This window comes from Lactobacillus sp. UCMA15818 (assembly GCF_030400225.1).
GTDB lineage: Bacteria > Bacillota > Bacilli > Lactobacillales > Lactobacillaceae > Liquorilactobacillus.
Genome location: NZ_VJYB01000001.1, coordinates 455,444 through 469,321, shown reverse-complemented (window position 1 = coordinate 469,321; position 13,878 = coordinate 455,444). Strand labels below are relative to the sequence as shown.

General features: G+C 35.8%; 18 protein-coding genes. 12 read left to right on the top strand and 6 right to left on the bottom strand.

Annotated features, from left to right (window positions below; genetic code table 11):
• The first annotated feature begins 3 nt into the window (after positions 1-3).
• From acpP to rplS, 10 genes are all read left to right on the top strand, one after another.
• A complete protein-coding gene (acpP, locus tag FFX44_RS02400) occupies positions 4-246 on the top strand; it encodes an acyl carrier protein (protein ID WP_289977522.1) in 243 nt (80 codons plus the stop codon).
• 154 nt (positions 247-400) lie between these two features.
• The gene (rnc, locus tag FFX44_RS02395; protein ID WP_289977520.1) at positions 401-1,090 is read left to right on the top strand and encodes a ribonuclease III; all 690 of its coding nucleotides are present in this window, start codon (positions 401-403) and stop codon (positions 1,088-1,090) included.
• A 63-nt stretch (positions 1,091-1,153) separates the two neighbouring features.
• The gene (gene smc, locus FFX44_RS02390) at positions 1,154-4,720 is read left to right on the top strand and encodes a chromosome segregation protein SMC (protein ID WP_289977518.1); all 3,567 of its coding nucleotides are present in this window, start codon (positions 1,154-1,156) and stop codon (positions 4,718-4,720) included.
• A gap of 2 nt (positions 4,721-4,722) precedes the next feature.
• The gene (gene ftsY / locus FFX44_RS02385; RefSeq protein ID WP_289977515.1) at positions 4,723-5,733 is read left to right on the top strand and encodes a signal recognition particle-docking protein FtsY; all 1,011 of its coding nucleotides are present in this window, start codon (positions 4,723-4,725) and stop codon (positions 5,731-5,733) included.
• A gap of 24 nt (positions 5,734-5,757) precedes the next feature.
• Complete coding sequence (locus FFX44_RS02380; protein ID WP_289977513.1) at positions 5,758-6,096, top strand: putative DNA-binding protein; 339 nt, start codon at positions 5,758-5,760, stop codon at positions 6,094-6,096.
• A 15-nt stretch (positions 6,097-6,111) separates the two neighbouring features.
• On the top strand, positions 6,112-7,545 hold the full coding sequence (ffh, locus tag FFX44_RS02375; protein WP_289977509.1) for a signal recognition particle protein: 1,434 nt from the start codon (positions 6,112-6,114) through the stop codon (positions 7,543-7,545).
• Positions 7,546-7,638: 93 nt separating this feature from the next.
• Positions 7,639-7,911 carry a 30S ribosomal protein S16 gene (gene rpsP / locus FFX44_RS02370; protein WP_003690523.1) on the top strand — a complete coding sequence of 91 codons (273 nt, stop codon included), beginning with the start codon at positions 7,639-7,641 and terminating at the stop codon, positions 7,909-7,911.
• Between the two features lie 188 nt (positions 7,912-8,099).
• Entirely contained in the window at positions 8,100-8,609 is a 510-nt protein-coding gene (rimM, locus tag FFX44_RS02365) for a ribosome maturation factor RimM (RefSeq protein WP_289977503.1), read from the top strand.
• Positions 8,609-9,346: a tRNA (guanosine(37)-N1)-methyltransferase TrmD gene (gene trmD, locus FFX44_RS02360; protein WP_289977500.1), complete on the top strand. Its 738-nt coding sequence runs from the start codon at positions 8,609-8,611 to the stop codon at positions 9,344-9,346. Before rimM ends, trmD begins: the two co-directional genes overlap by 1 nt.
• Before the next feature lie 108 nt (positions 9,347-9,454).
• Positions 9,455-9,802, top strand: a complete 348-nt coding sequence (gene rplS / locus FFX44_RS02355; protein ID WP_289977499.1) for a 50S ribosomal protein L19 — start codon at positions 9,455-9,457, stop codon at positions 9,800-9,802.
• 108 nt (positions 9,803-9,910) lie between these two features.
• Here the strand turns inward: rplS and FFX44_RS02350 are convergent, their stop codons facing one another.
• The 4 genes from FFX44_RS02350 to FFX44_RS02335 form a co-directional block, all read right to left on the bottom strand.
• The gene (locus FFX44_RS02350) at positions 9,911-11,032 is read right to left on the bottom strand and encodes a site-specific integrase (RefSeq protein WP_289977497.1); all 1,122 of its coding nucleotides are present in this window, start codon (positions 11,030-11,032) and stop codon (positions 9,911-9,913) included.
• Between the two features lie 153 nt (positions 11,033-11,185).
• Positions 11,186-11,860 (bottom strand): DUF3862 domain-containing protein, encoded by a 675-nt coding sequence (locus FFX44_RS02345; RefSeq protein ID WP_289977496.1) that lies wholly within the window; start codon positions 11,858-11,860, stop codon positions 11,186-11,188.
• A gap of 61 nt (positions 11,861-11,921) precedes the next feature.
• Complete coding sequence (locus tag FFX44_RS02340; RefSeq protein ID WP_289977495.1) at positions 11,922-12,302, bottom strand: ImmA/IrrE family metallo-endopeptidase; 381 nt, start codon at positions 12,300-12,302, stop codon at positions 11,922-11,924.
• Positions 12,303-12,315: 13 nt separating this feature from the next.
• On the bottom strand, positions 12,316-12,666 hold the full coding sequence (locus tag FFX44_RS02335) for a helix-turn-helix transcriptional regulator (RefSeq protein WP_289977493.1): 351 nt from the start codon (positions 12,664-12,666) through the stop codon (positions 12,316-12,318).
• 157 nt (positions 12,667-12,823) lie between these two features.
• On the opposite strand from FFX44_RS02335, the gene FFX44_RS02330 reads away from it, so the two are divergent.
• Both FFX44_RS02330 and FFX44_RS02325 read left to right on the top strand, forming a co-directional pair.
• Positions 12,824-13,057 carry a helix-turn-helix transcriptional regulator gene (locus tag FFX44_RS02330; protein WP_003690545.1) on the top strand — a complete coding sequence of 78 codons (234 nt, stop codon included), beginning with the start codon at positions 12,824-12,826 and terminating at the stop codon, positions 13,055-13,057.
• Between the two features lie 16 nt (positions 13,058-13,073).
• Complete coding sequence (locus FFX44_RS02325; RefSeq protein WP_289977492.1) at positions 13,074-13,244, top strand: hypothetical protein; 171 nt, start codon at positions 13,074-13,076, stop codon at positions 13,242-13,244.
• Here the strand turns inward: FFX44_RS02325 and FFX44_RS02320 are convergent.
• Complete coding sequence (locus tag FFX44_RS02320) at positions 13,228-13,473, bottom strand: hypothetical protein (RefSeq protein ID WP_289977489.1); 246 nt, start codon at positions 13,471-13,473, stop codon at positions 13,228-13,230. The genes FFX44_RS02325 and FFX44_RS02320 overlap by 17 nt on opposite strands.
• Before the next feature lie 191 nt (positions 13,474-13,664).
• On the bottom strand, positions 13,665-13,838 hold the full coding sequence (locus FFX44_RS02315; protein ID WP_289977487.1) for a hypothetical protein: 174 nt from the start codon (positions 13,836-13,838) through the stop codon (positions 13,665-13,667).
• Positions 13,839-13,878 lie beyond the last annotated feature (40 nt).

The following is a 13,878-nucleotide window of genomic DNA, read 5'->3' as shown; positions in this document are numbered from 1 at the left end:
AAGATGACAGAAAAAGAAATTTATGACAAGATTGCGAAAATTATTAATGAACGTTTTGATGTTGAAGAAGATAAGATAACACCTGCTTTGAACTTCTCAAAGGACTTGAATGCCGATTCAATAGATATTGTTGAATTTGTGCTTGAGTTAGAAGATACATTTTCGGCCGAAATTCCTGATGAAGAGGCCGAAAAATTATTCACTGTTGCAGATGCAGTTAAATATATTGCGAATCACCAAGGATAGTTATTGACATTTAAAATTCTGGAAGATAGATTGCAGCGGAGAAGATCCTGGAGCAATCTGTCTTTTTTTAGGGTAGTAATTAGCATACTTTGTTCAGATAGATGTGTAAGGGTATAATATAAGGTATTAAGTTTTAAAAAGGAGAAGACAATAAGTGATAATCGGATTAGTACAAAAACTAAAAAATGACTTTGAAATAGATTTTAAGCGACCAGAGCTGCTTGATGAAGCATTTACACATGCTTCATACGTTAATGAACACCCGAAAGAACATTTGAAGTATTACGAACGAATTGAATTTTTAGGAGATGCCGTGATGCAACTTTGTGTCTCCGAATACTTGTATCGCCGCTATCCAGGAATGCCCGAAGGAAAACTTTCACGATTGCGTGCAGCAATGGTTTGTGAAGATAGCTTCAGTAAGTTTGCAAAGGAATGTAATTTTGATGAATATATCAGACTTGGTAAAGGTGAAGAAAAAGCCAATGCAAGGCAAAGGCCAGCTTTATTGTGTGATATTTTCGAGGCATTTATTGGGGCACTATATCAAGACCAAGGGAAAAAAGCAGTAGAAGTATTCATCGCAAAAGTTGTTTTTCCGAAACTGGATTTAGGCTGGTTTGATCATTTGTTGGACCATAAGACGGAGTTGCAAGAATTATTGCAAGAAAAAGGCGAGGTCGCAATTACTTATGCTGAAGTTGCTGATCTTGGACCAGAACACGACAAAATGTATACAATGGCTGTTAGTGCTGACGGAAGAATTTTGGGAACGGGTAGCGGACATTCAAAAAAAGAGGCTGAACAAGCAGCTGCAAATGTTGCATTAAAAGCCTTAAAGTAAGTCGTATATAATCGGTTAAAAAGACGATTAACAAATAGTAAGGAAATAAAGGAGCAGTGCTGGATGAAGTTAAAGTCACTGATAATCAATGGCTTCAAATCTTTTGCAGATAAAACGCAAATTGATTTTCAAGATGGAATGACTGCAATTGTCGGACCAAATGGAAGCGGGAAGAGTAATGTAATTGAAGCAATTCGCTGGGTTTTAGGGGAGCAGTCTGCCAAAAACCTTCGTGGAGAAAAAATGCCGGATGTAATTTTTGCTGGTACAAATACTCGTGCAGCACTTAACCGCGCAGAAGTCGAGATTATTTTTGACAATCAGGATCGCTATTTATCATTGGATGAAGACGAGATTGCAATTGCGCGTAGAATTTATCGTAATGGAGATAGCGAATTTTTGTTGAATGGCAAACAGGTGCGCTTGAAGGACATTACGGGATTAATGTTGGACACTGGACTTGGAAGAGAATCATTTTCAATTATTTCTCAGGGGCGAGTTGAGTCAATTTTTAATAGCAAGCCAGAAGAACGTCGTGTAATTATTGAAGAAGTCGCAGGGGTTTTGAAGTATAAGAAAGAGAAACAAAAGGCACAACAAGAACTGGCTGAAACTGCGGATCATTTAGACAGGGTCGCAGATATTGTTGTTGAATTGCAAAAACAAAGAGAGCCATTAAAGGAACAAAGCAGCATTGCAAAGGATTATCTAGAACAAAAAAAGGACTTTGATCATTATAATTTAAGTAAGTTAGTTCTGGAAATTGCTGAAAACAATCAGAAAAAGGATGTATTTGAAAGTGAGATAGCGCGGTTAGATACGGTTAAGACTAAAAATAAAAAAAAGATTGAAGAGTACGAGGCAACTGTTAATTTATTGCACAAGAAACAAGATGAACTAAATCACACCCTTGATCGTTTACAAGAAGAGTCAGCACTTCTAACTGGACAAAAAGAGCGTTATGGCGGACAAAAAAAAATTACACAAAAAGAAAAGGATTATCAGTTACAAAAAGTTACGGAAGTTAAGACACGAAGAGAATTAAATCAAGGCAAACTGAAACAAGTTGAAATTGAACGTACGAAATTAATAAAGCAGATTAAGGCCTTTACAGGGGAACAAGAAGAGCTACAAGGTAAAATTAGTGTTTTAACAGCGTTGCATGGAGCGAACGCGAATCAGATTACAGATGAAATTGAGGATTTGAGACAACAAATAATTGAACGAATGCAAGAACAGACGTCCTTAAAAAATCAGGTTTTGTATCTTACAAAAGAAGAGCAGCGAACTAAGGCAAGTAAAGATATTTTTATCAAAAAAACAGAAAAACAGCAAGAAAACATTAAAGCTCTTAATAAAAAAATTGTTGATTTACAATTGATTTATGAAGAAGAATGTAAGCAGTTGGAAATTGAAGGTAAGCGCTTTGAAGTTGAACAAGATAAGTTAACAGGCTTGCAAGTGAAGCTGCAACAACAAAAAGATAATTGGTACAAGGCTTTAGAGATAGTGCAGCGTGCACAAGCACAACATGATAGCTTAAAGAATATTGATGATAACTTTGCTGGATATTATCGTGGTGTTAAAGAAATTTTGCAAAAAAGAACAAACTTTGCTGGGATTATAGGTGCAGTTGCAGAATTACTAGATGTCCCTACAAAGATTGCGTATGCGATTGAAATTGCTCTGGGAAGCCAAGTGCAAAATGTTGTAGTCGAAGATGAGCGAGCAGCAAAAGCTGGTATAAATTATTTAGTAAAAAACCGTCTGGGAAGAGTTACTTTCTTACCAAGAAATACAGTGAGACAGCGGCAAATCAGTAAGTACCAGTCCGAGATTTTGGAAAGAATTCCGGGTGTGCTTGGTGTTGGCAGTGAATTGGTGAAGTGTACCAAAGTGGATCAGCCGGTTTTAAATTATTTGCTAGGGACAACCGTTATTGTGAAGGATATCGATATTGCTGTGGATGTTGCTAGGCGACTTGACCATGGTTTGAAGATTGTCTCGTTGGCAGGTGATGTTGTTAATCCTGGTGGTGCGATGACTGGTGGCACAAACAAACAAAAGAACAATGGTCTAATAGAACAAAAGAAGCAAATTAAAATATTAGCAAAAAATCTCGCAGAAATGAAACAAAAAATGAAGCAAATTGAGTTTGAAGGTGCTAAAGCAAAGAAAGATTTTGAACAAAAGAAACTAGATGTACAAATGGTAGAAAAAGATGTGACAGCAAGAAAAGATGAGAGCCACAATGCTGAAGCCCAACTTGAATTTTTGAAAAACCAAGTAAGGCATTTAAAAGAGGCACTTGTACTACAGCAAAAAGAATTTGAACAGGAAATAAAGAATAATGCTTTTGTCAGAGATAAGGATTCACTTGCTGGAAAGCAGCTTATTTTGGAACAGAAAATAAATAAACTCAGATTCCAATTTGACAATAAGAAGAACATGCTTGTTGAATTGAACAAATCCAAAGAGCAAAATGCTAAAAAAAGCAGTGAAATGAAGCAGCGCTTGGTACTTGTTACAGAAAGATTGAGTTCTTTGAATGACAAAGCTGCAATTAGCAAAAAACAGATTAATGAGTACCAAACTGGACTTCAAGCTGCACAGAAAGTATTAACTGAGATTGACAACAAACAAAAAATAGACTCCCTAAAATCTGGAGAAATAGTGCAGCAACTGCAACAGATTAGTGAGAAACAAGAAGTAATTGCTACTAATCTTGCAGAGGGTAAGAAGCAGCGAACTGAGATTCATGAACAGTTACAGTCAAATGAAGCAGAACTGACAAGGGTTAATAGCTTGCAAGAATTAACATTTAATGAACAGCGTGAACAAAGTATTAAATTGAGCAAGGTAAATGGTATACTTGACCAGAGCTTGTCTGAGCTAGCTCAGACATATGAGCTGACCTATGAAGCTGCAAAGGTGCAAAATAAAGAACAGAATTTGAATCAAGTGTTGCAGAAGTTAAAGTTATTGCGATTAGGTATCGCAGATTTAGGTCAGGTTAATATTGGCTCAATTGATGAATATGAACGTGTGAATGAACGCTTTGAGTTCTTATCGCTGCAGCAAAATGATTTGTTGGCAGCAAAAAGACAGTTGCAAAAAAGTATGCAGGAAATGGATAATGAAGTCAAGGTTCGGTTTGGGAATACATTTAAGGCGGTTGCTGACGCATTTGCTGAAGTTTTTCCACAGATGTTCGGTGGCGGACAAGCAGCTTTGAAACTGACCGATTCAAGCGATTTATTGATGACTGGAATAGAAATCATGGCTCAACCACCTGGAAAGAAGTTGCAAAAGCTGTCGTTGCTATCCGGAGGTGAAAAGGCGTTGACTGCGCTGACATTGTTATTTGCCATCTTGAAAGTAAAACCAGTTCCTTTTGCAATTTTAGATGAAGCAGAAGCAGCTTTAGATGATGCAAATGTAGATCGTTATTCAACATATCTACAGAAATTCCATGATCAGACACAATTCATTATCATTACACATAGAAAAGGGACAATGAGAAGAGCTGATATCTTATATGGAGTAACGATGCAAGAATCAGGGATATCAAGGACGGTTTCAGTTTCTCTTGAAAATATACTCGAAGAAAGTGTCGCTAAGGGAGGATAAAAATGGGCTTTTTTGATAAACTTAAACATGTTTTTAGGGGTCAAGAAGAAGAGTCGCAGACTGTTGAAGAACAAAAGTATGAAAAGGGATTAGAGAAATCACGTAAAACTTTTGGTGATAAGCTTAATGAACTGTTTGCGAATTTTCGCAGTGTCGATGAGGAATTCTTTGAAGAGTTGGAAGAAAAATTGATTGAAGCCGATGTTGGCTTTGAAACTGCTGTTAAGATTAGTGGGGAACTCCAAGAAGAAGTAAAATTGCGCAATGTAAAAGATAAAAAAGATGTTTCTAATGCAATTATTGAAAAACTTGTTTCTTTATATGAGGCAGAAGGAACAACGGAAGATAATTCACTTCATTTTGCACAGAATGGACCAACTGTTTTTCTTTTTGTAGGTGTTAATGGTGTTGGTAAAACGACAACAATTGGGAAGCTTGCTCATAGATACCAGCAAGAGGGCAAGAAGGTTTTGCTTGCTGCAGCTGATACGTTTAGAGCTGGTGCAATTGAACAGCTTGTCGAATGGGGAAGACGAGTAGATGTTGAAGTTGTGCGAAAACCGGAAAGAAGTGATCCAGCAGCCGTTGTGTTTGATGCTGTTCAAAAAGCCAAGAACGAAAACTACGATATTTTACTGGTGGATACTGCTGGTCGACTGCAAAATAAAGTTAATTTAATGAATGAGCTGGGTAAAATTGGACGGGTGATTACTCGTGAATTACCAGATGCCCCGCAAGAAGTTTTACTAGCTTTGGATGCGACTACAGGGCAAAATGCATTAACACAGGCAAAACAGTTCAAAGATGTTACAAATGTGACCGGGATTGTTTTGACTAAGTTGGATGGGACTGCCAGAGGTGGAATCGTTTTGGCAATTCGTAATGAATTACATCTTCCTGTTAAGCTTGTTGGACTTGGTGAAAAGATGGATGATTTACGTGATTTTGAACCAGTTGAATTTGTCTACGGACTCTTTAATGGGCTGGTTGAGACTCCAAAAGAGGAAAACTAATCTGATTGAGGCAGGTGACGAGCAATGGCAATTGAAAAGACAAATAGAATTAATGCCTTATTTGAATTTTACGAATCGCTTTTGACTAGTAAGCAAATGGAGTATATTGCTTTGTATTATCGAGATGACTATTCGCTGGGGGAAATTGCCGAAAATTATCAGATTTCGCGACAGGCTGTATATGATAATATAAGAAGAACGGAAACGATTCTTGAGTCTTATGAAAAGAAACTTCATTTATTGCGAAATTTCCAAGATCAAAGTCAGCGGACTGATGAACTTCAAAGTTATGTCCAGAAGAATTATCCAGATGATGAAGTTTTAAACAAATTAGTTGAAAAATTAGAAGAATTAGAAGAATGAAAGTTGGTGGATTAAGTGGCATTTGAAGGATTAACAGAGCGACTCCAAAATGCAATTGGCAAGCTTCGAAAAAAAGGTAAGATTAGTGAGGCCGATGTAAGAGAGGTTATGCGTGAGATTAGGCTTGCATTACTCGAAGCCGATGTGAACTTCCAAGTGGTAAAAGATTTTGTTAAGACAGTTAGAACTCGTGCAATTGGAGCGGAGGTGCTCGAGAGTTTAACTCCCGCACAGCAAATTGTAAAGATTGTTAATGATGAATTAACAAAAGTTATGGGCGAAGAAGCCGTCGCGTTAAACAAGTCTGATAAGATTCCAACAGTTATTATGATGGTGGGTCTCCAGGGTGCTGGTAAGACAACGACCTTAGGTAAATTAGCTTTAAAGTTAAAGAATGAAAAGAATGCTCGTCCATTGATGATCGCGGGAGATATTTACAGACCTGCAGCGATTGACCAATTGGAAATTTTAGGCAAGGGTATTGATGTTCCAGTCTTCTCTTTGGGAACTGATATTTCACCAGTTGAAATTGTTAAAAAAGGGTTGGAAGTAGCTGCTGAAAAGAAAAATGATTATGTATTGATTGATACAGCTGGTCGTTTGCAAATTGATGAGTTGCTGATGGATGAACTTGCTCAAATCAAGACATTAGCACAACCTAACGAAATTTTGCTGACGGTTGATGCAATGACAGGTCAAAATGCAGTCGAAGTTGCCAAGGGATTCAACGAACAGTTGGACGTCACGGGGGTTGTATTAACCAAATTAGATGGTGATACTCGTGGTGGTGCTGCATTATCAATTCGTTCAGTTACTGGCAAGCCTATCAAGTTCATTGGTCAGGGTGAAAAAATGACAGATTTGGATGTTTTCTATCCAGATCGAATGGCCTCACGTATCTTAGGAATGGGTGATATGCTGACCTTGATTGAAAAGGCACAGCAAGATTTTGATGAGAAAAAAGCTCAGCAAATGCAAGAGAAGATGCGTGAGAATAGCTTTGATTTCAATGATTTTATTGACCAAATGGAACAAGTTCAAAAAATGGGACCAATGGAAGACGTCATAAAAATGATTCCTGGGATGGCAAATAATCCAGCAATCAAAAACTTGAAGGTGGATCCTAAAGATATTGATCATCTTAAAGCTGTAGTATATTCAATGACTAACGAGGAACGCGAGAATCCTGATTTATTCAACCCTAGCCGCCGAAGAAGAATTGCGGCTGGGTCAGGTCGTCCAATTCATGAAGTTAATAGAATGTTAAAGCAGTTTAATGAAATGAAGAAAATGATGGGGAAAGTCTCTAAAGGAAACTTTGAAGGAATGGAAGGAATGTTTGGTAACGGATTATCAGGCAAGCTTGCAAAGATGTCAATGAATTCGATGGCACGAAAGAATAAGAAACGCAAACTTAAGCGCCTAAAGAATAAAAAGCGTAAGAAATAATTTTTTTTGTGTCTGTCAAGAAATAATCCTTTACACCAAGCTGAATTACTGTTATATTATTAACGTTAAGAAAGTTAATAGGAGGTGTAGTTAATGTCAGTTAAGATTCGTTTAAAACGTATGGGTTCTAAAAAGCGTCCATTTTACCGTATCGTTGTTGCAGATTCACGTTCACCACGTGATGGTCGTTTCATCGAAACAGTTGGAACATACAATCCATTAACAGAACCTGAAAGTGTTACGCTTAAGGAAGAGAATATTTTGAACTGGTTGAGCAACGGTGCACAACCTTCAGATACAGTACGTAATATTCTTTCAAAGAATGGTGTCATGAAGAAGTTTCATGATGCAAAGTTCAGCAAATAATAAAACTTATTGCATATAAAAAGACCCTTAATTGTAAACTTAGCTTATGTGCTCTAATAGTTGATTGGTTTATAATAATTGGACTATATTGCATGTTTGATTAAGAATTGTATATAATTAGTGAATCCCTTTAGATGAAGCAGTGATGTTTTATTCAGGGGTTTTCTTTTTTTTAAAGAGGTGAAATAATGAGCTTTTATGAAGTGGGACAGATTATTAATACTCATGGAATACACGGGGAAGTGAAGATTAAAGTAATTACTGATTTTGCAGATGAACGCTTTCAAAAGGGTAAACTGCTGTATCTACTAAGGCCTGACAAAGAACTTGCACTAAAAATAATTACGGTCCGTAGAGTAAAGCAATTTTATTTACTGTCTTTTGAGAATTACCAAGATATTAATTTAGTTGAGAAGTTTAAGGGACTTAAATTAGCAATTAAAGAAGAACAGCAACAGAAACTTACAGACAATAATTTTTATCATCATCAAATTATCGGTTTAAAGGTATTCGATGAAGAATTAAATGAGATTGGGATAGTTAGTGAGATACTCAGTCCGGGTGCCAATGATGTTTGGATTATTAAAAGGGCTGGTAGAAAAGAACTTCTGTTGCCAGCTATCCATGATGTTGTAAAAAAAGTTGATATTGCAAGTGGAAGTATAGTTGTTGATTTGTTAGATGGGTTGGATGATTAATGAAGATTGATATTTTAAGTCTATTTCCGGAAATGTTCAAGGGCCCTTTGGAAGCATCTATTGTTGGTAAGGCGATTGAGAGTAAAATCATTGATGTTGATATTACAAATTATCGTGATTTTACAAGCAACAATCAGCGACATGTCGATGATTATCCTTATGGGGGTGGTGCTGGAATGTTATTACAAGCACAGCCAATTTTTGATGCTTTGGATTATATTGAAACAAAAAATGAAGGATTAGGGAATGTAATTTTGCTTGATCCAGCAGGAAGACAATTCAATCAGAAAGTGGCAGAGGAGCTATCTGCAAAAGAGCATTTAACATTTATTTGTGGCCATTATGAAGGCTATGATGAAAGAATCAGGGAGAGAGTTACTGATGAGATTTCACTAGGAGACTATATTCTGACTGGCGGAGAACTGGGAGCTATGGTGATAATTGATGCTACTACCAGATTATTGCAGGGAACCTTAGGCAACGAAGAGTCTGCACCAGGGGATTCATTTTCAAGTGGCTTGCTGGAGTATCCACAGTATACAAGACCCGCGTCATATAGAGGAATGAACGTCCCAGAGGTACTTATTAGTGGAAATCATCAAAAAATTGCTGAGTGGAGAGAATATGAGTCTCTGAAGCGAACTTATTTACGAAGATCGGACTTACTTGCAAAATTAAAATTGACTGCACGACAACAAAAGATATTAAAAGATATAAAGAACAAACTTGAGAATTAAGAACTTGATAATACTTTTACGATATGATAAGATTATTGACGGCTATATGCCACATTAACGATATTCCGCTGTTGAGAGACAAGAATGTTGGCGAAAGGAAGAAATAAAATGAACCCATTAATCAAAAAAATTACAGAATCTCAGTTGCGTAGCGATATTCCGGATTTCCGTCCTGGAGATACTGTTCGTGTTCATGCTCGAATCGTTGAAGGTACACGTGAACGTATCCAGATTTTTGAAGGTGTAGTTATCAAACGCCGTGGTGAAGGTGTCAGCGAAACTTATACAGTTCGTAAGATTAGTAGTGGAATTGGTGTTGAACGTACATTCCCAGTTCACACACCACGTGTTGAAAAGATTGAAGTAATTCGTCAAGGACGTGTACGTCGTGCTAAGTTGTATTATTTGCGTGCATTACATGGTAAAGCAGCTCGTATTCCTGAAAGACGTCGTTAATATAACGTTCAAAAAGCCTTGTTTATCAAGGCTTTTTTTGTTTTACAAGAATAAATTTGCTTTGTAAAAAACTGTACTTTTATGTTTAAGGGGCACAAAAGGGGCAAACTAGAGTTGGTCGAGGTCATTTCTAAGTTTTTTCTGTGCATTTTGAGTGACGTGCAAATATATTTTAGAAGTGATCTTGCTACTTTCATGTCCGACTCTTTCTTGGATTACATAAAGGGGTGTTCCAATTTCTGCAAGTTTAGAAATATGCGTGTGTCTAAAAATGTGACTTGAGAGTGGCTTATTTATTTTTAGTTCCAATTTAGCTTTTCTTAAAAAAGTATTTATTGCCGAAATGCTTAAAGGCGTTTGATTAGATGTTTCAAATAGATAATCACTTGCAGAGTTAAGTGAGCAGAGTTTTTTGTATATCTCAACCGCCTTGTTGGGTAAAGAGATAGTTCTCATTCCTGCTGCCGTTTTCGTTACCTTGGTTTTTTTCTGATCACTGATTTTTAATCCATGATAATCTAGTGTCCCGTTAATATCAACATAGTATACTCCTTTGTCGTTGAAAATATCCCTCTTATTTAACGCTAGAGCTTCCCCAGCACGCATGCCGGTCAAATATAGCCATTCAAATAAATAACCGTACATAGCGTTTCTGTGATAGGTATATTCTAAAAGCATAGCAAGCTCATCACTATCTAGAAACTTATTCTTAGTATTTGATGACTCATTATTTTTAAAAGATATTTCTAAATCTTCAACTGGATTATTTTTTGCGTAATTTTGCGAGATTGCATATTTAAATAGCTTGTTAAGCCTCGACTTAACTATTGATACATATTTATTAGACAGCTCATCATCATAGATCATGCTCTCAAGAACCCGTTTAATGAGCCTTGAGTCTATCTTAGAAACCACAATTTCATTGTTAATTTTATCAGAAAAAGTATGTAAATTATAAACAGCAGACATATACGTTGAATTGCGTACTCTTTTTTTATAAAGTGCAAGCCATTCCTTAATTAATTCACCGATTGTAATTTCTGTAACTTTCTGAGAATGTTGGTGCAACTTTTTACTGATTTTTCTATCAAGTGTCTGCTGAGCTTGCTTAACTGCATGAGTTGAGTTACTGTTCATCAAAACAGATACACGCACGTATTTATCCGTATAAGGATCTTTATACCGCTCTATAAATTTGAACTTTTTTTCAGCAAGCTTCTCATACCACATTTGTGTATTTCCTCCTTCTGTTACACATATCAATACTATTTGCATTATAAAAAAGCAATATTTACTTATTATTGCGTATTCTTAGTTATTAAATACGCACGTATGTTCGCCTAAAGTGTTAAATAAAAGCCCCCGAAAGGGCAAATATAATTTTTATTTCATGCTTACTTGGGTTTTACCGCTGACTACACCATTTGTGAATGTAATATTGAAGTTGGCTCCTACATCTCCATTAACACCTGATGTATAGCTCCACATTTCGGATGATTGTCCTCCAATGTTTGTTAAATCATATCCATTTGGATCTCCAAATTGTTTCTGAATATCCGTTTTTGAAGCGCCATTTTGAATTTCATTAAATTGAGCCAATGTTATTTTACTTGAGCGGGTTACCTTAATGCCCGTGATATCTTTTGATATTGCATGACCATTTTCAAATCCAACAACAATAGCCGAGGCTATATCCCCACCGTCAATACCAGACCATGTATACATGTTTGCGGACACATTGTTTATAGTTTGTGTATCAGTAGAAGAGGGTGTTTTTTTAAACATTGCTTTAACATCTTTTTCTGATGTTCCTGTTGAATCTGAAAGAGTGATTTTATCAAAGTTAGCTTTAGTTAATCCGGTAGTGCTTTTTGATGAAGAACTTGCAGAAGATGAACTAGAAGAACTAGACTTTGTATTATCGGAGCTACCTTTACCCATTTGTGAACCTGCGAAAATAATAACTATAACAACTAAAATCCAAAACCATATTCTTTTATAGAACGGCTTCTTCTTGATATAAACGTTTCCATTTTCATCTTTAATCTTTTTTGACATGTATACTCCCCCTCGGAATATGTATTCAGCTTTTATAGTCGTCAGTATTTGGACTATGGAGCTAATTATTGTTTACTAAATATTCGTACGACACACCAAATTCATCTATTGAGAATTTTTCCATTAATCCAATAGCAAATCTATCCGCCTCTGATTCCATTTTACGCTTAGTTGTCCTATTAATAAGATAATAATTTTGTATTCCATTGTGTAAAACGACATGGCCAAGTTCATGAGCACAAATTAAATACTTTTTTGACTTTTCTTGAATCTTATCAGACAGAAGAATAATAGGGTACTTACTAAGGTAAACCGTGTCCCCAAGTGGATTGTCTAGATTAGTATATTCAATTATAATCCCCATAATTTTGCAGATTTCAAACGGGTTAGCTGTTCCGTATTTATCTGCTAAGACAATAGCCTTTCTTTCGTATATTCTCATAGCAACACACCTTTTATTTGTTGTCCTTGTGATGTTTCCAAAAAATTTGAGTAAGTGCAATCTTTAGTTTTTCTTTGTCCTCATCAGTAAGTTCCTCGTTTGCATAAGTCATGCCTTTTTCAAGATTTTCATCAAGAAAATCCTTTAAATCTTTTTCATCTTGTGAGTTTTCCACGCCCAGCAAATAATCTGTTGAGACATTAAACAATTCAGCCAACTTCTTAATAGCTTGCTTGTCAGGCTCTCTTGTATCATTTTCGTAACCAGAAATAGAAACCTTTGACACATTTAAAATCTTTCCTAATTCTTCTTGCGTCATTTTCTTACTATTTCTGAGTTCTCTTAATTTGCTTCCGAAAGTCATTAATTAACACCTCGCTTACTTGAAATAATAATATTAACTTATGGTTAATACAATTATTTTTTGAATTATTAACAAAAAAGGAAATAAAACGCTTGACAATTAACAAATAGTTAACTATTATAATTAACGTAAGGTTAACTTGAAAGGAAGTGATGTTATGATACGAACTAAACTCCGCCAAAGGCGAGAGGAATTAAACCTTAGCTATAAAGATGTAGCGGACCTTGCAAATATTAGTAAACCGGGATATTGGCAAATTGAAAACGGAAAAAGAGGTGTTAGTTACAATACAGCTATTTCGATTGCTAGGGCTTTAAATACAACCCCAGATTCTATTTTTTTAGACATTAGGTTAACTAAAACGGAACAAAAAATGCAAACAACATCTTAAAAAGGAGGAAACAAAAATGAAATGGCTAAAAATAAATAACCCGTTCAAGAAAAGAACGGGGAAAAATATCGCAGACGAAAATAAAAATCTAATTGTTGATGGCACAAAGCCTACACACAAAGACCTTATTGAAGAATACGAAACTGCTGAATATTTTTTTGAACCAAGGTCTAATCAGAAATCTTAGTAATAAGACCGTGTTTTGCCAAAATTTCAAGAGTTACATCAATTGTTTGAACTGCAGTAACTTGAGAAATATTAAGCAAAATGTTGTCAATAGCAGCAGCTTCCTTACCATTCCATTCCTTATCAGGTAATAGAACTTCTAAGTCTTCCAAAACTAAATCATGAAGTTTTTCCTGAATAGAATTATGGTCATCTTGTATTTTTTGTAGCAACAACTTTTGCAACATCATTTTTAGACAATTTACTCATTTTTATCACCTCTTTTCAAGGTGATTATATCAAAAATTTATGGAGGCGAAGAAATAATGGACAAAGAAATTGAAAAATTTGTTATCTCAGTCTTGAAAGAAACAAGTACAAAAACAAGTCCTGAAATGGTGGCAGCCATCGCAGAACTTGTAAAAAGCGCTAAAACAATTGTTTAGCCCTTTTTGTCATTTTTGAAACCGTGAAGTGATTTGTTGATGTTAGTTGAAGATTCAACAGTATTATAGATTTCCTTATAAAGAGAAAGCAAAACACCAACGTTTTCAATTTTGTGTTGGTGCATGAATTCAACAAGCAAATCACGGGTTATTTCGTGTTGCACAGCCATATATTCTCACCACCTTTAGTTGGAGTAACTAAAGTATATC